Raw genomic sequence first — 21,067 nt, forward strand, 5'->3', positions numbered from 1 at the left:
TCGCTATGTCTGACGACATGTCTTTATCTTCGCCTTCGTCAGCAGGCGATCACGGTGTACTACGTTCCATGCAGGAGGTTGCGATGAGCTCCCAGGAAGCCAGCAAGATGCTACGTACTTACAATATTGCCTGGTGGGGTAATAACTACTACGACGTTAACGAACTGGGCCATATCAGCGTCTGCCCGGATCCTGACGTTCCGGAAGCGCGCGTTGACCTTGCCGAGCTGGTGAAAGCGCGTGAAGCTCAGGGGCAGCGCCTGCCTGCACTGTTCTGCTTCCCGCAGATTTTGCAGCACCGCCTGCGTTCGATTAACGCCGCCTTTAAACGGGCGCGTGAGTCTTATGGCTATAACGGTGACTACTTTCTGGTTTATCCCATCAAGGTTAACCAGCATCGCCGCGTGATTGAATCGCTGATCCACTCCGGCGAACCGCTGGGTCTGGAAGCCGGCTCGAAGGCCGAGCTGATGGCGGTACTGGCGCACGCCGGTATGACCCGCAGCGTGATTGTTTGTAACGGTTATAAAGACCGTGAATATATCCGCCTGGCGCTGGTGGGTGAAAAGATGGGCCATAAGGTCTATCTGGTCATTGAGAAAATGTCGGAAATCGCCATCGTGCTGGAAGAAGCCGAGCGGCTGAACGTGGTGCCGCGTCTTGGCGTGCGTGCGCGTCTGGCTTCGCAGGGCTCTGGCAAGTGGCAGTCCTCCGGCGGCGAAAAATCCAAATTCGGCCTCGCGGCGACCCAGGTTCTGCAGCTGGTTGAAATTCTGCGCGCCGCAGGGCATCTCGACAGCCTGCAGCTGCTGCACTTCCACCTTGGCTCGCAGATGGCCAATATTCGCGATATCGCCACCGGCGTGCGTGAATCGGCGCGTTTCTACGTCGAGCTGCATAAGCTGGGCGTGAATATTCAGTGCTTCGACGTTGGCGGCGGTCTCGGCGTTGACTATGAAGGGACCCGTTCGCAGTCCGACTGCTCGGTGAACTATGGCCTGAACGAATACGCCAACAACATTATCTGGGCAATTGGCGATGCCTGTGAAGAGAACGGTCTGCCGCATCCGACGGTGATTACCGAATCCGGCCGTGCGGTCACCGCGCACCACACCGTACTGGTATCCAACATCATCGGCGTTGAGCGTAACGAATATACCGAGGCGACCCCGCCCGCGGAAGATGCCGCGCGTCCGCTGCAAAGCATGTGGGAAACCTGGCTGGAGATGCAGGAAACCGGCAACCGCCGCTCGCTGCGCGAATGGCTGCACGATAGCCAGATGGATCTGCACGATATTCATATCGGTTACTCCTCCGGCACCTTTAATCTTCAGGAACGCGCCTGGGCCGAGCAGCTGTATCTGAATATGTGCCATGAAGTGCAGAAACAGCTCGATCCCAGCAACCGCGCGCATCGCCCGATAATCGATGAGCTGCAGGAGCGTATGGCGGATAAGATTTACGTCAACTTCTCTCTGTTCCAGTCGATGCCGGATGCATGGGGTATCGATCAGCTATTCCCGGTGATGCCGCTGGAAGGGTTGAACAAGGTACCGGAACGCCGCGCGGTGCTGCTGGATATCACCTGCGACTCCGACGGCGCAATTGACCACTACGTCGATGGCGATGGCATTGCGACCACCATGCCGATGCCGGAATACGATCCGGAAAATCCGCCGATGCTGGGCTTCTTCATGGTAGGCGCCTACCAGGAGATTCTGGGCAATATGCACAACCTGTTCGGCGATACGGAAGCCGTAGACGTGTTTGTCTTCCCTGACGGCAGCGTCGAAGTGGAGCTGTCGGATGAGGGAGACACCGTCGCGGATATGCTGCAGTACGTCCAGCTGGATCCGAACACGCTGCTGACGCAGTTCCGCGATCAGGTGAAAAAGACCGATCTCGACGCTGACCTGCAGCAGCAGTTCCTTGAAGAGTTCGAAGCGGGTTTATACGGCTACACTTATCTGGAAGACGAGTGATATACGTCCTCTCCGTAGCGGAGAGGGAAGAGAGAGGGGAAGGCTCATTACGCCATTCGCCAGACTCACTTGAACACGTAGACATTTGCGGCGATAATTCGCCCAATTAAGCAGCAAACTTATTCAAACCCTTCCTCGTCGGGCCTAACGACGCGGAGGGGTTTTTTTATATTTGTATTTCAATACAACGACTGTAAAAGAGGTCATACCCATGAGCACCTTAGGTCATCAATACGATAACTCCCTGGTATCCAACGCATTTGGCTTTCTGCGTCTACCGATGAATTTTATGCCGTACGACAGCGATGCGGACTGGGTCATCACCGGCGTACCGTTTGATATGGCGACCTCCGGACGCGCGGGCGGGCGTCATGGCCCGGCGGCGATCCGTCAGGTGTCGACTAACCTTGCGTGGGAGCATAACCGTTTCCCGTGGAACTTTGATATGCGCGAGCGGCTGAACGTCGTGGACTGCGGCGATCTGGTTTACGCTTTCGGCGATGCGCGTGAAATGAGTGAAAAGCTGCAGGCGCATGCGGAAAAACTGCTGGCGGCAGGTAAGCGCATGCTTTCATTCGGCGGCGACCACTTTGTGACGCTACCGCTGCTGCGCGCTCATGCTAAGCACTTCGGCAAAATGGCGCTGGTGCATTTTGATGCCCACACCGATACCTACGCCAACGGCTGCGAATTTGACCACGGCACCATGTTCTATACCGCGCCGAACGAAGGCCTGATCGACCCGCACCATTCAGTGCAGATCGGCATTCGCACCGAGTTTGATAAGGACAACGGGTTTACCGTGCTGGATGCGGGTCAGGTTAACGACCGCAGCGTCGACGACGTGATCGCTCAGGTGAAACAGATCGTCGGCGATATGCCGGTATACCTGACCTTTGATATCGACTGCCTGGATCCGGCGTTTGCGCCGGGCACCGGTACACCGGTGATCGGCGGACTGACCTCCGATCGCGCGATCAAGCTGGTGCGCGGCCTCAAGGATCTGAACATCGTCGGTATGGACGTGGTGGAAGTCGCTCCGGCCTATGACCAGTCCGAAATCACCGCCCTGGCGGCGGCGACGCTGGCCCTGGAAATGCTCTACATTCAGGCGGCGAAAAAAGGCGAATAAGCCTCAGACGCTGACTGCTGCTGCGCGACGCATGCGCAGCAGCAGCATGCCTCCGGCGCAAAGCGTTATCAGCTGCGATACCACCAGTACCGAGAATCCTGAGCTTACCGATCCCGCCGATTTCATGACCATTCCCATCAGCAGCGGGATAAACGCCGCGCAGATATTACCGATGCCATTAATAATGCCATAGGCGCTGCCTACCGCTTCGCGCGGCGCATGATGCTGCACGACCGCCGGGATCGCCGCGCCCTGCAGTCCCCAGAAAACGTTCGCCGCCAGCATAAACAGCGCCAGCATCGCCTGCTGGTGGCTGAGCATCAGCGCCAGTACCGACAGGGCGGTCAGCAGGCCGCCGATAATAAACAGCACCGGCGCCTGCTCCGGGCGCATTTTATCGAGAAGTACCCCTCCGAGAAATTTTGAACCCAGGCTCAGCAGAAACGGAACCGCCGCCAGCAGGCCGGTAGCCTGTAGCGAGAAGTGATGCTCGTCGCGCAGCCAGGCCGGCAGCCAGGCGCTGCTGCCCCATAGATAGCTGAGGGTGGCGATCTCCACCAGCAGGATCCAGCCCAGCAGCGGCGTGCGCCAGGCGAGGGTCAAGGTTGTAATCATACCGGGCCTGGCGCGGCGTTCATTGACGACTGGAGCAGGTAAAAAGCGCCAGACTAAGCCGCCGCCGAGCAGTAGGTTGAGCAGCGCCAGGGCGTAAAACGATCCCATCCAGCCGACGTGCGCCATCAGCCAGGTGACCAGCGGAAAGCCAGCCGCCAGCCCGAGTGAAACGCCGAGAGCGGTCACGGCGTTAGGTTTACCGACCTCATCGGCGGCGAAGCTATCGCTGATAAAGCGGGTTTTCAGCGAGAATAGCGGCCCCTCGGCAACGCCGAGAACGATGCGCGCGATTAACATGCCCAGCAGGGAGCCCAGCAGCGGAGAAACCGCGCAAACCAGCGCCCATATCGCTACGCTGCTTAACAGCCCCTGGCGATAGTTGAGCTTACTTTCTATAAGGGGAGTTAATATTAAAGCCGATAAACCATAACCAAGAAGAAAGCATGTCATCAGCATGCCTTGTAACATTCTGTTTTCATTTAAATGAAAGTGAGCGGCAAATTCGGGGTTCAGAATCATTACCGAGATATTTACCCGATCGATGTAAGAAATAATTATTAACAAAAGTAATGCGATAGTACCTTGCCATCTTGCCGCCATGATTTACCTCTTTTTAAATTTAATACATTTTGGTTATTATTTTTTTTGACGCCAGAAATAATCACTTAACTAAAATGGTTCACCTATGAAACTCATTGTTTATTAAAGTTTAATTTTCTTTTTGTTTCATATGTGAAACACCGCAAGCTCCCTTCCTGTTCATTTTTAACGATCTTCATGAAAAGAAGTCAATAGCGCATTTTGTTTCTGAAGAGATAGCGTTTTTTATAATGAAAGGGCGCTTTAAATATCATCATTTCATCTGGCTGCTTTTTTTCGTGATCAATTCCACAGTTAGCTAATTAAAAAGTCATTCATTAACAAATTAGTCACATTGCTGCTTGACGAAAGATTCATCGCTTTTATATTGACCGTATTAAATAAGAAACAGAGTTTCATATATGAAACAAAGCCCGGAGGAATGCGATGAGCTGGATTGGCGTGTGTGACGCGGAGCAAGTACAGGAAGATTTCCCCTATAGCGGCAGTATCGACGGTAAAGAAATCGGTATCTATCTGATTGATGGCGAATATTACGCGCTGGAAGACGTTTGTCCCCATGCGTATGCGCTGCTGAGCCAGGGCTTTGTCGAAGATGGCAAGGTGGAGTGCCCGCTGCATGAAGCGGTATTCGACGTCAAAACCGGCCAGTGTCTGCACGGCCCCGGCGGGCGCAACCTGCATCGCTACCCGGTGCGGGTATACGACAAGCAGATCCAGATTTCTTTTATCGAGGAGAACGTGGCATGAGCGAAACCCTGGACTTTAACCCGGCGCTGCCGGAAAGCCGTCAGTTTACGCCGCCGGCGGAAGGCGGAAACGGCAACATTCATAAACCCGGCGACTACACCAATCTGATCTGGCAAACCCGCAGCCGGGTGCCGGAAAGCTGGGAGCTACAGCTTATCGCCACCCTCGAGACGCTCTTTGAACAGGGCGCAGAAAGCCTCGGTGAGCTGGTGAACGGCCTGAACGGCGTCAGAATGCACGACCAGCAGGGGGAACCGTGGAGCGAGAGCAGCTTCCAGGCATTTCTGCAGGTAAACGGATACTGAGGACACAGCGATGACAACAACGGTACAAAACTATCTTGATAAAGGATTACGCGGCCTGTGGTATCCGGTGCTGGCGAGCTGGGAAGTGCAGTCGGCGCCGGTGGGGATTACCCGCCTCGGCGAACAGATTGTGGTCTGGCGCAATAAAGATGGCCAGGTGCAGGCGCTGGAAGACCGCTGCCCGCACCGCGGCGCGCGCCTGTCGATGGGCTGGAACCTGGGCGATCGCATTGCCTGCTGGTATCACGGCGTGGAAGTGGCCGGTAACGGCGAAGTGAAAGACGTCCCGGCGGTTGACCGCTGCCCGCTGGTGGGTCAGCAGTGCGTTCGCAGCTACAGCGTTCAGGAAGCGCATGGCGCCATTTTCCTGTGGTTTGGCGTCACCGCCGACCAGCAGCCTGATGAGCTGAGCTTTCCGGAAGAGCTGGCCAATAGCGACAAATTTAGCCACTTCCTGTGTACCGCAGCGTGGAAATGCAACTACCAGTACGCGCTGGAAAACGTGATGGACCCGATGCACGGCACCTATCTTCACTCCTCCTCGCACTCGATGGCGGAAGGCGATCGCAAAGCCGACATGGTGCTGCAACCGACGAAAACCGGGTTTATTTTTGAGAAGAAAGGGCAGGTTGGCGTTAACTTCGACTGGGTCGAACTAGGCAGCAGCGGGGCCTACTGGATGCGCCTCTCTATTCCGTACAAAAAGCGCTTCGGGCCGGGCGGCCACTTCTGGATTGTCGGCATGGTGGTGCCGGAAGATAACGACAACTGCCGCGTCTTCTTCTGGCGCATCCGCGGCGTACAGGGCTGGCAGCGCGATCTATGGCGATTGATGTACCGCAACCGCCTGGAAAAACTGCACTGGGAAGTGCTCGAACAGGATCGCGTGGTGCTGGAAAGCCTGGCGCCGAATGCCCGCGATCGCGAATATCTTTATCAGCACGACGTCGGCCTTTCCCGCCTGCGCCGCATGATGCAGAAAGCGGCAAAAGAGCAGCTGGCGGCCCTGGAAGAGCAGCAGGGAGCCGCCTGATGAACGGTCTGTTGAACGGAAAACGTATCGTCGTCACCGGCGCGGCGCGCGGCCTGGGCTACCACTTTGCCGAAGCCTGTGCCGGGCAGGGAGCGGCGGTAGTAATGTGCGACATTCTGCGGGGCGAACTGGCGGAAAGCGCTCATCGTCTGCAGGAAAAGGGCTACTGCATTGAATCCCATGAGATCGATCTCGCCGATAGCGAGTCGATCGACCGGGTATTCAGCGCTATCGGCGAGCGGGGGGCGATCGACGGGTTAGTGAATAATGCGGCGATGGCCACCGGCGTCGGCGGGAAAAACATGCTCGATTACGATCCGGATCTGTGGGATCGGGTGATGACGGTTAACGTCAAAGGCACCTGGCTGGTGACCCGCGCGGCGGTGCCGCTGCTGCGTGAAGGGGCCGGGATCGTCAATGTCGCTTCGGATACCGCTCTGTGGGGAGCGCCGCGGCTGATGGCCTACGTGGCCAGTAAAGGTGCGGTGATAGCGATGACCCGCTCGATGGCCCGCGAACTGGGGGAGAAACGGATCCGCATAAACGCCATCGCGCCGGGGCTGACCCGCGTTGAGGCGACGGAATACGTGCCCGCGGAACGCCATCAGCTGTATGAAAACGGTCGCGCGCTCAGCGGCGCGCAGCAGCCGGAAGACGTCGCCGGCAGCGTAGTCTGGCTGCTCAGCGAGCTGTCGCGGTTTATCACCGGCCAGCTGATCCCGGTCAACGGCGGTTTTGTTTTTAACTAATAAGTGAGGCGGTATGGCGAACGAGCAGGAAGTGAAGTATCTGGTGCCGGGGCTTGAGCGCGGCCTGCAGCTGCTGCTGGCTTTTGGCGAACAGCATCGCGATCTGACCTTCGCCGAGCTGCACCGGCTGGTGGATATGCCGAAAGCGACCGCCTATCGCGTGGTGCAAACGCTGGAGTATATGGGCTTTCTCGAACGCAACGCGCGCACCAATACCTTTTCGCTGGGGATGAACGTGCTGCGGCTGGGCTTTGAATATATTGCCTCGCTGGATATCGCCCAGGTAGGTCAGCCGGTTATCGAGCAGCTGCGTGATGTCAGCCAGTGCAGCAGCCATCTGGCAATCCGCGATGGCCGGGACATCATCTACATCGCTCGCGTCAGCGCGGCCGGTTCGCGGATAAACCAGGTCAGCGTCGGCACCCGGCTGCCGGTGCACTGCACCTCGCTGGGCCGCATGCTGCTGACCGATGTTTCACGCAGCGAGTTTGAACAGCTGTTCCCCAACGAGCGGCTGCCGGGCAACACCCCGGGCCAGCTGCACGATCGCGAAGCGCTGTGGCAGATGGTGCAGCAGGATAAAGCCCGCGGCTATGTGATTGGCGAGTCGTTCTTTCGCCACGGCATTTCGTCGATTGTCTACCCGGTGTATGACCGCAGCGGCCGGGTGGCGGGAGTCGTCAGTATCCTGGTGCCCTCCGATGAGATCCCGCAAAGCGATCGCGAGCGGCTGCAGAACGACGTCAGCCTGGCGGCGGACAAAATTTCCGGTTTCCTGGGATATTTGTCTCAGGCAAGTTAAATCAAACACTTAACGGCAGGCGCTTGAGTGCGTCGGGCATGTTTTACGCCCAAATTCGGGCGACTGAACGGTAAAGAGGCGACGAAAAATGAGTATTACCGGAATTGAAAAGCTGGAATTTGGCGTAGATGACCTGAACCATAGCGCCAAATTTATGCACGATTTTGGCCTGGCTGGCGACGCCAGCGGCCGCGTGTTCACCACCCTCAGCGGCGCGCGCATTGAGCTTAACCCGATCGACAGCCCCGACCTGCCCCCAGCGTTTGAAGCCGGCAATACGCTGCGCCGTATGACCTGGGGCGTAGCGGACCAGGCGGCGCTGGAAGCACTGCGTCCAAAGCTGGAACGTCAGCCTGGCTTCCGCAGGGTCGACGGCGCGCTGGAGTGCCTCGACCCGAACGGCATGACGCTGCGAGTGCAAGTCAGCCAGCAAACGGCGGTGGAGCTGAACGTCGAGCCAATTAATCAGTGGGGCGATATTCGTCGTATCGACACGCCGAGTCCGGTTTACGACCGCGCGCAGCCGATCAACGTCGGCCACGTGGTGTTCTTCGTTGAAGAGCTGGCGGCGGTCGAAAGCTTCTATCGCGAGGTGCTCGGCTTCCAGGTGTCAGACCGCTACATTAACCGCGCGGTCTTCCTGCGCTGCGGCGCGCGCGGTGGCCATCACAACCTCTTCCTGCTGCAGCTGCCGAACCGTAAGCGCGGGCTGAATCATGTTGCTTTCACCGTCCGCGATATTCACGAGGTGATCGGCGGCGGCATCGCGATGAACAAAAATGCCTGGAGCACTTTCATCGGCCCCGGTCGCCACCCGGTCTCCTCGGCCTACTTCTGGTACGTCAACAGCCCCACCGGCGGCGCCTTCGAGTACTACACCAACGATGATTATCTGACGGAAAACTGGCAGCCGCGCGAACTGGAGCACTCGTTGGTCTCCTTTACCGAGTGGGCGGTGGAAGGCGGAATCGACCACGATACCCGCCGCCAGCAGAAAAAAACGGAGGCGGTATGACGGCGCGGATCGTGATAGTCGGCGGCGGCCAGGCGGGCGGCTGGGCGGCGAAAACGCTGCGCGACCAGGGCTTCGGGGGCGAGATTTGCGTAGTGGCGGAAGAGGAATGGGATTTCTATGAACGGCCGCCGCTGTCCAAAGCCACGTTGCTGGATACCGATGCGCAGCTACCGCGCTTGTTTTCGCACGAGGCGCAGCAGGCGCTGAACCTGACCTGGTACCGTCCGCTGCGTGCAGAGCGGATTGACCGACTAGCTAAAACGGTGATTTTAAGCAACGGCGAACGCCTGAGTTACAACGTCCTTTTAATCGCCACCGGGGGGCGAGCGCGTCTACCGGACGAGTCGTGGGCGGCGCATCCCCAGGTTTATACCCTGCGTCACTGGCAGGATGCGCTGCGTCTGAAAAGTCGTCTGGCGGCAAGTCAAAAACTGGCGATAGTCGGCGGCGGCTGGATTGGACTTGAGATTGCCGCTTCGGCGCGCAAATGCGGCGTGGCCGTAACCCTCTATGAGCAGCAGCCAGCATTGTGCATGCGTTCGGTGAGCGCGGAAGTTTCGCAGGCGCTGGCGCAGATGCACCGCGAGCAGGGTGTCGATATTCGCTCCGGCTGCGGCGCGCCGGAGCTGGAAGAGGATAACGCTCTGCCAACGCTGCACTGCGACGGCCGGCGGGAAACCTTCGATGCGGTGGTGGTGGGGATCGGGGTCGTTCTTAATCTCGAACTGGCGCGCGACGCGGGGCTGAAAACCGAGCGCGGGATCGTTGTGGATAGCCAGGGGCGAACGTCGGATCCGTTCATCTTTGCTGCCGGGGATGTGGCGCAGCATCATCACTACGGCCTGTGCATCCAGTCCTGGGCCTTCGCCCAGAATCAGGCGGTGGCGACGGCAAAAGCGATTCTCAACCCCGATGCACCAGGCTACGACGACGCGCCGTGGCTGTGGTCGGATCAATATCAGCACAATATCCAGATCCTCGGTATTCCGCAGCCGGGCAGTAGAACGATAGCGCGTGAAGATTCGCTGTACTTCTCGCTGGACGAAAACGGGCAGCTGACGCAGCTGGTGGCGTTCAACGATGCGCGTACCGTCAAGCTGGCGAAGCGCTGGATGGCGGCGGGGCGAGATTTATCCGCTGTACCGCTCGCCGACCCGGCTTTTTCACTGATGTCGTTGCGATAGCTAACCCGCACCCTTAAGGGGGAGAAATGACCACATTAGAGACTAACGCCGCGCCTGCTGAGGCGAGCGGCGAGGGCATCCGCACGCCTGAAAAAGCGGTTCGCTGGGCCATTCCGCTGTCGCTGCTGGCCTGCGTACTGCTGGCGTTCTTCGACAAAATCAGCATCGCCGCGCTGTTTTCCGATAGCCACTTCCAGCAGGCGATGGGGATCGATTTCGACACCACCCGTCTGGGCATACTGATGAGCGCTTTCCTGCTGAGCTATGGATTCTCTTCGGTGCTGCTAAGCGGCCTGGGCGACCGTATTGCGCCGCTGCGCCTGCTTACCGGAATGATGGCGGTGTGGTGCGTTTTGATGCTGGTGATGGGCTTTACCCATAACTATACGCTGATGGTGACGCTGCGAATTTTGCTGGGTATCGCCGAAGGGCCGCTGTTCCCGCTGGCGTTCGCTATCGTCCGCCATACCTTTCCTCAGCATTTGCAGGCGCGCGCCACCATGCTCTGGCTGCTCGGGACGCCGGTCGGCGCGGCGATTGGCTTCCCGCTGTCGATTTGGTTGCTTAACACCTTCGGCTGGCAGAGCACCTTCTTTGTGATGGCGATGCTGACGGTACCGGTACTGATTTTTGTGCGCATCGGGCTGCGCGGCATCACGCTGGAGGCAAAAGCCAGCGGCGGGCAAACGTCGCAGGAGGCACGCCGCAGCGCGCGCCGCGAGCTGTTTGTCAGCCCTCACTTCTGGATGATCTGCATCTTCAACATCGCCTTTCTCGCCTATCTGTGGGGCATCAACGGCTGGCTGCCCGGCTACCTGATTAAGGGTAAAGGCATTCATCTCGAACACGCCGGCTGGCTGTCGTCGATGCCGTTTATCGCCATGCTGCTCGGCGAAATTATCGGCGCCTGGCTGTCTGACCGCGTCGATAAGCGCGCCGCCGCCTGCTTTATTTCCCTGGCGGGCGCAGGCATTGGCCTGGCGGCGGTGATGCATTTCACCACCCCGCTGCCGGTGATTGCGGCGATGAGCTTTAGCACCTTTATGTGGGGGACCGGCGCGCCGAATATCTTTGCGCTGCTGGCCAAGGCAACCCATCCGCGAGTCAGCGCCACGGCGGGCGGGATTTTCAACGGGCTGGGAAACTTTGCCGGGGCGCTATCGCCGGCGGTGATGGGCGCGCTGATCGCCTTCACCCACAGCATGGATTCCGGGCTGATTTTTCTGGCGGTGATGGCGGCGGTGGGCTGCGTCCTGTTACTGCCGCTGCTAAGACGTTACTGAGGATAAAACGATGACTGATTCAACCGTAACTGCAAAACCGAGTCTCAAACCTGAACATCTGACGCTGGAAGAGTGGGTCGAGTCGCGTATCGCGCGCTTTGAAGGCCGTAAATACGACTGGAATGCGCTGAAGTTCCAGGCAGATTTTGACCCGAAATATCGTCGCGCGCAGATGCGCTACATCGGCACCGGCGCGACCGGCGTCGCCAGCGATAGCAATACCGTCCAGGCGGAACACTTTACCTTCTCCACCATGGTACTGCCGTCCAGGTGCGAAGGCCCCCTGCACCTGCATGATGATGTGGAAGAGGTGTTCTTCATGCTCAAAGGGCAGATCACCCTGATGATTCAGGATGGCGACAACTACACCGAGACCGTTCTGCGCGAACGCGATCTGATTTCTGTTCCTGCCGGGATTTATCGCGGGCTATTCAACCACGGCGAGGAAGAAGCGCTGATGTGCGTGATGCTCGGTACGCCAAAGCCGCATATTCCGACCTACCCGGAAGATCATCCGCTGTCGAAAGTGAAGCGTAGCTAAGGGGGGATGATGACGGGTTTTCGTGAACAAGGAAGCGGTACGCCGCTGACGCTGCTGCACGGCATCAGTTCCGGCGCGGCCTCCTGGCATAAACAGATGGCGCTTCCCGGCTACCGCGTGCTGGCCTGGGATATGCCCGGTTATGGCGAAAGCCCGATGCTTGCGACGGCGAGGGCGGATGCCGGCGCCTACGCCGATGCGCTGGCGCGGATGCTTGACCGCGCCGGGGTGCAGAAAACCGTTCTGCTCGGCCATTCGCTGGGCGCGCTGGTCGCCGCCGCTTTCGCCGCCAGATATCCCCAGCGCGTGCGGTATCTGGTGCTGGCCGACGTCGCCCAGGGCTACGGCCAGGCGGAGGCCGCGCAGCGGGAAAAAATCTGGCAGGGGCGTCAGCAGCAAATGGCTTTGGGCGGCGAGGCGATGGCCGAGGGGCGGGCGGCGAAGCTGCTGCGCGCCGGCGCGCGCGAAGCCGATGTGGCGACGGTCGCGGCAGGCATGCGCAGGCTGCGCAGTGAAGGCTATCTCGCCGCCGCCTGGATGCTGGCGCACGACGACATCCACCGCTGGCTTGCCGGGTATCGCGGCCGCTTCGCCGTGTGGTGCGGCGAGCAGGATGCCATCACCCAGCCCGAGCTGGTGCAGGGGGTGGCGCTACGCTACGGCATGCCGTATCTCGCCATCCCGCAGGCCGGGCACGCCAGCTATCTCGATAACGCTACGTTTTTTAACCAACAGCTTTTACGCATAGGGGAAGAGGTGCGCGATGAATGCACAAATTGAAGGACGCGTCGCGGTGGTCACCGGCGGCTCGTCAGGGATTGGCTTCGAAACGCTGCGCCTGCTATTGGGCGAAGGGGCGAAAGTCGCCTTTTGCGGCCGCAACCCGGACCGGCTGGCCAGCGCTCACGCGGCGCTGTTAAACGAATATCCCGCAGGAGACGTGTTTTCCTGGCGCTGCGACGTTCTGAACGAACAAGAGGTTCAGGCCTTTGCAGATGCGGTCGGGGCCCACTTTGGCGGCGCTGACATGCTGATAAACAATGCTGGCCAGGGCTATGTCGCCCATTTCGCCGATACGCCGCGCGAGGCCTGGCTGCACGAAGCCGAACTGAAGCTGTTCGGGGTGATTAATCCGGTCAGGGCGTTCCAGCCGCAGCTTGAACGGTCGGACATCGCTTCAATTACCTGCGTGAACTCGCTGCTGGCGCTGCAGCCGGAAGAGCACATGATCGCCACCTCAGCCGCCCGCGCCGCGCTGCTTAATATGACGCTGACCCTGTCGAAGGATCTGATTGGCAAAGGGATTCGCGTCAATTCCATTCTGCTGGGCATGGTCGAATCCGGGCAGTGGCAGCGCCGTTTTGCAGACCGCAGCGATAAGAGCCAGAGCTGGTCAGAGTGGACCGCCGACATCGCCCGTAAGCGCGGGATCCCGATGGCGCGGCTTGGCAAACCACAGGAACCGGCGCAGGCGCTGCTGTTTCTCGCTTCGCCGCTGGCTTCGTTTACCACCGGCGCGGCGCTGGATGTGTCCGGCGGCTTTTGCCGTCACCTGTAAGGAAAGATAATGAAAAAGGTGATGTTAATCGGCTATGGCGCGATGGCGCAGGCGGTCATTGAGCGGTTACCGCCGCAGGTGTCTCTGGGCTGGATCGTGGCTCGCGAGCCGCATCATGCGGCGATCCGCCAGCAGTTTGCCGGGGCGGTTACGCCGCTGAGCGATCCGCAGCAGTGCGATCGGACGCCGGATCTGGTGCTTGAATGCGCCAGCCAGCAGGCGGTAGCGCAATACGCCGAGGCGGTGCTGGCCCGCGGCTGGCATCTGGCGGTGATCTCCACCGGCGCGCTGGCGGATAGCGAACTGGAACAGCGCCTTCGCCAGGCGGGCGGCAAGCTCACGCTGCTGGCGGGCGCGATAGCCGGTATTGATGGCCTGGCGGCGGCGAAAGAGGGCGGCCTTGAGCGCGTCACCTATCAGTCGCGTAAAAGTCCGGCCAGCTGGCGCGGCAGCTACGCTGAGCAGCTTATCGATCTCAGCGCGGTACATGAAACGCGCATTTTCTTTGAAGGCAGCGCCCGCGAAGCGGCGCGGCTGTTTCCGGCGAATGCCAACGTGGCGGCGACCGTGGCGCTGGGCGGTATCGGTCTCGATGCCACCCGGGTGCAGCTGATGGTGGATCCGACGACCCAACGCAACACCCATACGCTGCACGCCGAAGGACTGTTCGGCGAGTTTCACCTGGAGCTGAGCGGTCTGCCGCTCGCCAGCAATCCCAAAACGTCGACCCTGGCGGCACTGAGCGCGGTACGCGCCTGCTGCGAACTGACATAACGCAGAGAGGCTGAGATGGACGAGTTAGACATTTTTATCGGCGGTCAGTGGCGGCGCGGCGGCGGCAACCTGATGCACAGCCGCTTTCCGGCGGATGGATCGCTTAACGCTTCATTATATGCGGCCAGCCTGGACGACCTGCAGGAGGCGATCGACTGCGCCGATCGCGCATGGCGGGAACCGACGTGGCGGACCATGCTGCCGCATCAGCGGGCAAAGATCCTGCATAAGGTCGCCGATCTGATTGAAGCGCAAATTGACGAGTTAACCCGTAAACAGAGCCGCGACAACGGTAAACCGCTGGCGGAAGCGCGGGGCCTGGTCATGAGCGCGGCGGGCACCGCGCGCTATTTTGCCGCCGCCTGCGAACTGCTGGAAGGCGAGCTGCCGACGCCGCGTCAGGCGGATCTGCTGACCTTGAGCCGCTATGAACCGCTGGGCGTAGTGGCGGCGATTACGCCGTGGAACTCGCCCATCGCCAGCGAAATGCAGAAGGTGGCTCCGGCCATCGCCGCCGGTAACGCGGTGATCCTCAAGCCGGCGGAAGCGACGCCGCTGATGGCGCTGGAGCTGGCGAAGATTTTTGCACAGGCCGGATTACCTCCCGGGCTGCTGAGCGTTCTGCCCGGAAAAGGCTCGGTCATTGGCGATGCGCTGGCTCGCCATCCTAAGGTGCGCAAAATTTCCTTTACCGGCGGTACCGCTACCGGGCGGCATCTGGCGCACGTGGCGGCGGAAAAGCTGATCCCGGCGTCGCTGGAGCTGGGCGGCAAATCGCCAACTATTGTGCTGGAAGATGCCGACATCGAACAGGCGGCGCGGGGTATCTGCTACGGCATATTCAGCTCCGGCGGCCAGGCCTGCATCGCCGGATCGCGTCTGTTCATTGATGAAAAAGTCTATCCGCAATTAATGGCCCGCCTGCTGGAATTAACCCGAGGGCTGCGGGTGGGCCACCCGTTTAGCGCGGATACCCACGTCGGACCGCTGATTAACGATAAGCATCGTCAGAGCGTGCTGGAGTATGTCGAGCTGGCGAAGCGCGAAGGCGGTAGCGTGCTGTGCGGCGGCGAGATCCCGGCGGATCCGGCGCTGGCGGCGGGCAGCTACTTCCTGCCGACGATCGTCGAGGGACTCAACAACCGGGCTCGCGTCTGTCAGGAAGAGATCTTTGGGCCGGTACTGGTGGCGATGCGCTTTCGCGACGAAGCGGCGCTGATCCGCGAGGCCAATGATTCGGTGTTCGGGCTGGCCGCGGGGATCTGGACGCGCGATACCGGCCGCGCCCTGCGCCTGAGCGAACAGCTGGAGGCCGGTACGGTGTGGATCAACACCTACAAGGTTTTCTCTATTTCGTCCCCGTTTGGGGGTTTTAAAGAGAGCGGTCTGGGCCGCGAAAAAGGTATCCAGGGCCTTAAGGCCTGGATGCAGCAGAAGAGTATTTATCTGGCGACGGGTAATAGCGTCAACCACTGGTGTGATTGAGAGAAGGGTGAGCAATGAGTGAAATGATAACCGTCGGCGACGCCATCGCCAGAACGCTGGAGCAGTATCACGTTGAAGCCATATATGGCGTCATTTCTATTCACAATCTGCCGATCGCCGATGCCGTCGGCCAGCGGGAAAAAATCCGCTTCGTCCCGGCGCGCGGGGAGGCGGGATCGGTGACCATGGCCGACGCCCACGGGCGTTTTTCCGGGCTCGGCGTGGCGCTGACCAGCACCGGCGCCGGGGCGGGCAACGCCGTCGGCGCGTTGGTTGAGGCAATGAACGCCGGCACGCCGCTGCTGCACCTGACCGGTCAGGTCGAAAAGGCCTGGCTGGATGCCGACACCGGGTTTATTCACGAAACCCGCGATCAGCTGACCTTCCTGAAAGCCAGCTCAAAGCGCGCATACCGTATCAGTAACGCCAATCAGGCGGTAGCGCTCCTGCATAAAGCGATTCAGGATGCGCAGACGCCGCCGTGCGGTCCGGTCTCGGTTGAAATTCCGATCGATATTCAAAGCGTGAAAATTCCGCTTTCGCTGCTGACCACGCCGCTGAAAACGCCACCGGTGGCGGAAGCTGAAGAGGCAATGGTTGATGCGCTGTGGGCGCAGCTTAAGCAGGCGAAGCGGCCGCTGCTGTGGCTCGGCGGCGGAGCTTTAGAAAGCGGCGAGGCGGTGAAGACGCTGGCCGATGCCGGGATGACGGTGATTTCCAGCACCCATGGCCGCGGTATTCTGCCGGATAGCCACCGCGCCAGCCTGCGCGCATTTCACAATTCCCCATCGGTTGAAGCGTTGATTTCACAATGTGATTTCACACTTGTCGCTGGTTCACGTCTGCGCAGTAACGAAACGCGCTCATGGACGCTGGAACTGCCCGCGCCGCGGGTGCAGATTGACATCGACCCGGCGGCGGCCAGCCGTAACTATCTGATGGACAATACGCTGGTGGCGGACTGCAGCGCATTTTTAGACGCGCTGGCGGAACGAGCGCAGGGGCGAATATGGGGCGACGCGCGCTGGGATAGCCAAATAAAAGAAGCGGTGGCGATGGCGGAGCAGGGGCTGCGCGAACAGTGCGGTGATTACGCCAGATTAAATGACGCTATCGCGCAGGCGCTGCCGGAGAACGGTATCCTGGTTCGCGATATTACCGTGTCCGGCAGCCTGTGGGGGAGCCGCCTGTTTCGCGCCCACGGTCCGCTGATGAATATTCATTCTCTGGCCGGTGCTATCGGTATGGGGCTGCCGATGGCGATCGGCACCGCAATTGCTAATCCGCAGCGTAAAGTGGTGGGGCTGGTCGGCGACGGCGGACTGAGCCTGAACCTCGGCGAGCTGGCGACGTTGGCACAGGAGAAGGCTAACGTGACGCTGCTGATTATGAATGACGGCGGCTACGGCGTGATGCGCGGTATTCAGGATAAGTACTTTGGCGGCCGCCAGTATTATAACGAGCTGCATACGCCGGACTTTACGCTGCTGGCGCAGGCCATCGGTCTGCAGGCCTGGAGCGTCGATCGGGCGGATGATTTCCAGGCGGTGATGACCGAAGCGCTGGCGATGCCGGGGCCGTCGGTGGTGGAAGTGAAGATGGGACAGATCGGCGCGCTGCGTTTTGCCGGGCCGCCGCAAAAGACGCTGTATTAATCATCATCGATAGCGCCATTGCCGGAGAACAACCCGGCTGACACAGCGTGTAGCCGGGCGACATACTTCCCTGGTCTTTTGGGAAAAGTCTGCGACTCCATGACCCAAAACCCTCTCCCTTCCATGGAGAGGGTACCGCACCGCACAGGGGGTTAATCAAGGCGTCGGGCGGCGGCTCCTGCGCGCCGGGAGAGGGCCAGGCGGCAGGGTCGGGTTCATGACAGGGTTAAAATACGTTAAACGGATATTCGACGTAAAAACGCACTTCATTGCCGCTGACGTTATAGTCGCTGGCATTGCTGGAAACCCGCAGCACCGAGTAGCGCAATCTGAACTTCAAATCTTTCGCCACGCCGTTCTGAACCTGATATTGCAGCTGGTTGAACCATTCGTGTTCTTTACCATTGCTGGTTTCCGCAGTTTTAATGTTATCGCCGCGCACGTAGGCGGTAGTCCAGGTCAGTCCTGGTAAACCCAGCCCGGCAAAATCCAGTCCGTAAGAGGCCTGCCAGGAACGTTCATCTTCGCCATTAAAATCAGACCAGTAGGAGTTAGCCAGCCAGATGGTATTGCCGCCGTCGCCGACGCCGCCCTGGTTGCGATAGCCGCCGTAGTGATAGCCTGTACTACCGCTGCTTTGCTGGTATGCAACTTTAAAGGTATGGATATCCCGGATATAGCTGGCGGCCAGACTCCAGATGCTGTTACTGCGTCCGGTGTTCTGGGCATCGGCGTATTCTTGCTCCAGACGTGAATTATAGCCGTTAAAATCGAGTATCAGCTGCTGGCCAGTAGCGAATGGCTGCTTATAGTTAAGGCCGAGATATTGCTTGTTCAGCACGTCTTCGACGTGAGAGGCATAAAGCGCGCCGCTGAACTGGTCGCTGAACTGATAGCTGGCGCCGCCGAAAGTCAGGCTTTTCAAACCGCTGTCATGGCTGTCGTCGCTCTTACGCTGTTGATCGGTTAGATAGCCCGCGTTGATTTCCAGACCGTCAATTTCTTTCGAAGTTAGCATGGTACCGATATAGCTCTCGTACAGCAGACGAGAATCGTCGGCGTAGACGATCGGCAGCATGGGGCGTTGGTTGCCGTAGCTGAGCACGGTATCAGAGAAGCGCATTTTGGCGGTGGCGCCGAATTTAGCGAGATCGGATTTTGCCCGGCCGTCGTTGTCCTGGGCGAAAAAGTCGATGCCCCCCGCGCCGCTGCGCCCCCGGCCACCGTCAAGCCTTACGCCATACTGGGCAATACCGTCCACGCCGAAGCCGACCGGTCCCTGAGTAAAGCCGGACTCGAAGGTGGCGATAATCCCCTGTCCCCATTCGGCTTTATCCGCCAGCCCATCGCGATAATCACGTTTGATATAAGCGTTGCGTAAAAACAGATCCAGATGACTGTCTTCGATAAAGCCCTGACTCGTTGATTGTTGGCTGGCAAAGGTTGGCGCGGTGGCAATAAAGCCAAGTGCGATTAACGATAATTCTTTTTTCACTGATGGGACTTCTCTGCTGTCGATATATTCAAGGGAATCACTGCAGCCCGGATATTCTCCTGAAATAATGTTGAAAGCAATCATTGTGTGAGCAGGTGTATCGACAGGAAACAAACGGTATACCCATGTTGCCGGCCCGCAGGATGATAGGGGGGACTATTTAATTATTTGCTGCAAAGCGCAACTCAAAGAGGGATCAGGTGTCGCATTTTAAATTTACGAAATAATATTTTATTGAGTGAATGGATATAAAATAATTGGCTGTAATGAACGCTAAAAATAATTAACGGTTTGTGCGCTTAAATTATCAATTAATGCGGCTAACTATTTTTCGCTAACCGATAAAAAAGGGAGGCGATAAGGCCTCCCGCTGTCGATTATTTAATCCCGTCGGCCTTCATGCGATCGCGGATATGCTGAGCGCGTTCTTCCGATGCCGGGTGGTCATCAAACATTGAGCTTTGGCGTCCGGCTTCCAGCTTCGCCAGTTTTTCGAAGCTGGTCGCGAGGCCCGCAGGATTAATTCCGCGTTTGCGCAGCAGATCGTACGAGTAGTCATCCGCCTCGGACTCCTGACGCTGGGAGAACTGTGAGTTCACCAGCTTCTCGCCAAGATCGCCCAGCTGCGACTGCGACAGGCTGCCGACGATACCGCCAGCGGAGGCCGCCGCCGCGCGTACCGCGTTGGTGCCTAATGCCACCTGCATGCCTTTCTTCACATGGCCCAGCGCGACGTGACCCATTTCGTGGCCGATAACCGCTTCGACTTCATTATCATTCATCAAATCCATCAGTCCGCTGTAAACGCGGATACAGCCGTTAGCCATGGCGAAGGCGTTAACGTCCTTGGTCTGGTACACCTTATAGTTCACCGGCTGGCCGTTGATGTTGTCCCCCAGCGCGGCGGCGATTTTACTCAGACGTTTGCTGTATTCACTGCTGGCAGGCGCGATAGTCGCTTTCGCATCCATCTCCTGACAGGCTTTGTCGCTTAGGGCCTTGACCTGCTCATCGCTGAGTGAATAAGCCTGGAAAGCTTCTGCGCCGGAGCTAAGCAGACCATTGGAGTCCATGTTCTGACATCCGGTAAGCGTTGCTGCGATCCCAAGGGCAAGAAGAGCTGAGCGAATTTTCATTTTTTTATCATCCACAATCTTATGGTTCTTTATCCGAAAAAACGGCGATAGCTGACCTGCCGTATCCTGTGCAAATTATAAATACTATATGAGAATGCGGGCGAGAGGATTACGCCGTAGCACAACGTGTTCCAGAGATTTCTTAAACGGCAAAAGGATGCTCCATGTACATGCTTTGCCGCTTAGGTTACATTGTTCACACTTTTTTCCGGCGTAGCCCAAAACGCGCTGTCGTCAAGTCGCTGCGGGCATGGCCTTCATTATCCGATCTGGAGTCAAAATGTCCTCACGTAAAGAGCTTGCTAACGCTATTCGTGCGCTGAGCATGGACGCAGTACAGAAAGCCAAATCCGGCCACCCGGGTGCCCCGATGGGTATGGCTGACATTGCCGAAGTCCTGTGGCGTGATTTCCTGAACCATAATCCGCAGAACCCGTCCTGGGCCGATCGCGACCGCTTCGTGCTGTCCAACGGTCACGGCTCGATGCTGATCTACAGCCTGCTGCACCTCACCGGCTACGATCTGCCGATTGAAGAGCTGAAGAACTTCCGTCAGCTGCACTCTAAAACCCCGGGTCACCCGGAAGTCGGCTACACCGCGGGCGTGGAAACCACTACCGGACCGCTGGGGCAGGGCATTGCGAATGCGGTGGGTATGGCGATTGCGGAGAAAACCCTGGCGGCGCAGTTCAACCGCCCGGGCCACGACATTGTTGACCACTTCACCTACGCGTTCATGGGCGACGGCTGCATGATGGAAGGTATCTCTCACGAGGTATGTTCTCTGGCCGGTACCCTGAAACTGGGCAAGCTGGTGGCGTTCTATGACGACAACGGCATCTCTATCGACGGTCACGTCGAAGGCTGGTTCACCGATGACACCGCGAAGCGTTTTGAAGCCTACGGCTGGCACGTGGTGCGTGGCGTTGACGGTCACGATGCTGACTCGATTAAACGCGCGGTGGAAGAAGCG

General features: G+C 58.7%; 19 protein-coding genes and 1 pseudogene. 17 read left to right on the plus strand and 3 right to left on the minus strand.

Annotation, left to right across the window (positions count from 1 at the left end; genetic code table 11):
* The first annotated feature begins 5 nt into the window (after positions 1–5).
* Entirely contained in the window at positions 6–1,982 is a 1,977-nt protein-coding gene (gene speA / locus IAE27_RS22230) for a biosynthetic arginine decarboxylase (RefSeq protein ID WP_004105692.1), read from the plus strand.
* Positions 1,983–2,193: 211 nt separating this feature from the next.
* Complete coding sequence (gene speB / locus IAE27_RS22235) at positions 2,194–3,114, plus strand: agmatinase (RefSeq protein WP_004105690.1); 921 nt, start codon at positions 2,194–2,196, stop codon at positions 3,112–3,114.
* Between the two features lie 3 nt (positions 3,115–3,117).
* On the opposite strand, the gene IAE27_RS22240 is transcribed toward speB, so the two are convergent.
* Entirely contained in the window at positions 3,118–4,329 is a 1,212-nt protein-coding gene (locus tag IAE27_RS22240) for an MFS transporter (RefSeq protein ID WP_154022907.1), read from the minus strand.
* Positions 4,330–4,755: 426 nt separating this feature from the next.
* Between IAE27_RS22240 and IAE27_RS22245 the strand changes: the two genes are divergently transcribed.
* From IAE27_RS22245 to IAE27_RS22310, 14 genes are all read left to right on the plus strand, one after another.
* The gene (locus tag IAE27_RS22245) at positions 4,756–5,079 is read left to right on the plus strand and encodes a Rieske (2Fe-2S) protein (RefSeq protein WP_004105687.1); all 324 of its coding nucleotides are present in this window, start codon (positions 4,756–4,758) and stop codon (positions 5,077–5,079) included.
* Positions 5,076–5,384 carry a recombinase-like helix-turn-helix domain-containing protein gene (locus tag IAE27_RS22250; RefSeq protein ID WP_004105685.1) on the plus strand — a complete coding sequence of 103 codons (309 nt, stop codon included), beginning with the start codon at positions 5,076–5,078 and terminating at the stop codon, positions 5,382–5,384. The genes IAE27_RS22245 and IAE27_RS22250 overlap by 4 nt, the downstream gene beginning before the upstream one ends.
* Positions 5,385–5,394: 10 nt before the next feature.
* On the plus strand, positions 5,395–6,417 hold the full coding sequence (locus tag IAE27_RS22255; RefSeq protein ID WP_070556284.1) for an aromatic ring-hydroxylating oxygenase subunit alpha: 1,023 nt from the start codon (positions 5,395–5,397) through the stop codon (positions 6,415–6,417).
* A complete protein-coding gene (locus IAE27_RS22260; protein WP_070556286.1) occupies positions 6,417–7,166 on the plus strand; it encodes an SDR family oxidoreductase in 750 nt (249 codons plus the stop codon). The genes IAE27_RS22255 and IAE27_RS22260 overlap by 1 nt, the downstream gene beginning before the upstream one ends.
* A gap of 13 nt (positions 7,167–7,179) precedes the next feature.
* Complete coding sequence (locus tag IAE27_RS22265) at positions 7,180–7,968, plus strand: IclR family transcriptional regulator (protein WP_004105673.1); 789 nt, start codon at positions 7,180–7,182, stop codon at positions 7,966–7,968.
* Between the two features lie 88 nt (positions 7,969–8,056).
* Positions 8,057–8,983: a VOC family protein gene (locus tag IAE27_RS22270; RefSeq protein ID WP_070556288.1), complete on the plus strand. Its 927-nt coding sequence runs from the start codon at positions 8,057–8,059 to the stop codon at positions 8,981–8,983.
* Positions 8,980–10,167 (plus strand): NAD(P)/FAD-dependent oxidoreductase, encoded by a 1,188-nt coding sequence (locus IAE27_RS22275; protein ID WP_154022908.1) that lies wholly within the window; start codon positions 8,980–8,982, stop codon positions 10,165–10,167. The genes IAE27_RS22270 and IAE27_RS22275 overlap by 4 nt, the downstream gene beginning before the upstream one ends.
* A 26-nt stretch (positions 10,168–10,193) precedes the next feature.
* Entirely contained in the window at positions 10,194–11,450 is a 1,257-nt protein-coding gene (locus IAE27_RS22280) for an MFS transporter (RefSeq protein WP_016807908.1), read from the plus strand.
* 10 nt (positions 11,451–11,460) lie between these two features.
* Positions 11,461–11,991: a cupin domain-containing protein gene (locus IAE27_RS22285; RefSeq protein ID WP_154022909.1), complete on the plus strand. Its 531-nt coding sequence runs from the start codon at positions 11,461–11,463 to the stop codon at positions 11,989–11,991.
* Positions 11,992–12,000: 9 nt separating this feature from the next.
* Positions 12,001–12,771, plus strand: a complete 771-nt coding sequence (locus IAE27_RS22290; protein ID WP_004105657.1) for an alpha/beta fold hydrolase — start codon at positions 12,001–12,003, stop codon at positions 12,769–12,771.
* A complete protein-coding gene (locus IAE27_RS22295) occupies positions 12,755–13,549 on the plus strand; it encodes an SDR family oxidoreductase (protein WP_023321627.1) in 795 nt (264 codons plus the stop codon). Before IAE27_RS22290 ends, IAE27_RS22295 begins: the two co-directional genes overlap by 17 nt.
* A 9-nt stretch (positions 13,550–13,558) precedes the next feature.
* Positions 13,559–14,323, plus strand: a complete 765-nt coding sequence (locus IAE27_RS22300; protein ID WP_004115341.1) for an aspartate dehydrogenase — start codon at positions 13,559–13,561, stop codon at positions 14,321–14,323.
* Positions 14,324–14,338: 15 nt separating this feature from the next.
* Positions 14,339–15,808 carry an aldehyde dehydrogenase gene (locus tag IAE27_RS22305; protein ID WP_004115338.1) on the plus strand — a complete coding sequence of 490 codons (1,470 nt, stop codon included), beginning with the start codon at positions 14,339–14,341 and terminating at the stop codon, positions 15,806–15,808.
* Positions 15,809–15,822: 14 nt separating this feature from the next.
* A complete protein-coding gene (locus IAE27_RS22310) occupies positions 15,823–17,463 on the plus strand; it encodes a thiamine pyrophosphate-binding protein (RefSeq protein ID WP_108704549.1) in 1,641 nt (546 codons plus the stop codon).
* Between the two features lie 226 nt (positions 17,464–17,689).
* Here the strand turns inward: IAE27_RS22310 and IAE27_RS22315 are convergent, their stop codons facing one another.
* Together IAE27_RS22315 and IAE27_RS22320 are read right to left on the minus strand one after the other, a co-directional pair.
* Entirely contained in the window at positions 17,690–18,958 is a 1,269-nt protein-coding gene (locus tag IAE27_RS22315; protein WP_154022910.1) for an OprD family outer membrane porin, read from the minus strand.
* Positions 18,959–19,335: 377 nt separating this feature from the next.
* Positions 19,336–20,094: a M48 family metallopeptidase gene (locus tag IAE27_RS22320; RefSeq protein WP_017145438.1), complete on the minus strand. Its 759-nt coding sequence runs from the start codon at positions 20,092–20,094 to the stop codon at positions 19,336–19,338.
* Positions 20,095–20,374: 280 nt separating this feature from the next.
* On the opposite strand from IAE27_RS22320, the pseudogene IAE27_RS22325 reads away from it, so the two are divergent.
* Positions 20,375–21,067 (plus strand): annotated as a pseudogene (locus tag IAE27_RS22325) (1-deoxy-D-xylulose-5-phosphate synthase N-terminal domain-containing protein); the annotation flags it as partial.

Origin of the sequence: Klebsiella sp. S69, from assembly GCF_016516145.1 — a bacterium.
In the GTDB taxonomy this organism is placed as follows: Bacteria; Pseudomonadota; Gammaproteobacteria; order Enterobacterales; family Enterobacteriaceae; genus Klebsiella; species Klebsiella oxytoca.

Excerpts from the sequence above, each read along its gene's own strand:
- IAE27_RS22290 (WP_004105657.1), top strand. The coding sequence starts at position 12,001 with ATGACGGGTTTTCGTGAACAAGGAAGCGGTACGCCGCTGACGCTGCTG.
- IAE27_RS22240 (WP_154022907.1), bottom strand. The coding sequence starts at position 4,329 with ATGGCGGCAAGATGGCAAGGTACTATCGCATTACTTTTGTTAATAATT.
- IAE27_RS22250 (WP_004105685.1), top strand. The coding sequence starts at position 5,076 with ATGAGCGAAACCCTGGACTTTAACCCGGCGCTGCCGGAAAGCCGTCAG.
- IAE27_RS22245 (WP_004105687.1), top strand. The coding sequence starts at position 4,756 with ATGAGCTGGATTGGCGTGTGTGACGCGGAGCAAGTACAGGAAGATTTC.
- IAE27_RS22305 (WP_004115338.1), top strand. The coding sequence starts at position 14,339 with ATGGACGAGTTAGACATTTTTATCGGCGGTCAGTGGCGGCGCGGCGGC.
- IAE27_RS22255 (WP_070556284.1), top strand. The coding sequence starts at position 5,395 with ATGACAACAACGGTACAAAACTATCTTGATAAAGGATTACGCGGCCTG.
- IAE27_RS22300 (WP_004115341.1), top strand. The coding sequence starts at position 13,559 with ATGAAAAAGGTGATGTTAATCGGCTATGGCGCGATGGCGCAGGCGGTC.
- IAE27_RS22295 (WP_023321627.1), top strand. The coding sequence starts at position 12,755 with ATGAATGCACAAATTGAAGGACGCGTCGCGGTGGTCACCGGCGGCTCG.
- speB (WP_004105690.1), top strand. The coding sequence starts at position 2,194 with ATGAGCACCTTAGGTCATCAATACGATAACTCCCTGGTATCCAACGCA.
- IAE27_RS22280 (WP_016807908.1), top strand. The coding sequence starts at position 10,194 with ATGACCACATTAGAGACTAACGCCGCGCCTGCTGAGGCGAGCGGCGAG.
- IAE27_RS22270 (WP_070556288.1), top strand. The coding sequence starts at position 8,057 with ATGAGTATTACCGGAATTGAAAAGCTGGAATTTGGCGTAGATGACCTG.
- IAE27_RS22310 (WP_108704549.1), top strand. The coding sequence starts at position 15,823 with ATGAGTGAAATGATAACCGTCGGCGACGCCATCGCCAGAACGCTGGAG.
- speA (WP_004105692.1), top strand. The coding sequence starts at position 6 with ATGTCTGACGACATGTCTTTATCTTCGCCTTCGTCAGCAGGCGATCAC.
- IAE27_RS22260 (WP_070556286.1), top strand. The coding sequence starts at position 6,417 with ATGAACGGTCTGTTGAACGGAAAACGTATCGTCGTCACCGGCGCGGCG.
- IAE27_RS22320 (WP_017145438.1), bottom strand. The coding sequence starts at position 20,094 with ATGAAAATTCGCTCAGCTCTTCTTGCCCTTGGGATCGCAGCAACGCTT.
- IAE27_RS22275 (WP_154022908.1), top strand. The coding sequence starts at position 8,980 with ATGACGGCGCGGATCGTGATAGTCGGCGGCGGCCAGGCGGGCGGCTGG.
- IAE27_RS22285 (WP_154022909.1), top strand. The coding sequence starts at position 11,461 with ATGACTGATTCAACCGTAACTGCAAAACCGAGTCTCAAACCTGAACAT.
- IAE27_RS22265 (WP_004105673.1), top strand. The coding sequence starts at position 7,180 with ATGGCGAACGAGCAGGAAGTGAAGTATCTGGTGCCGGGGCTTGAGCGC.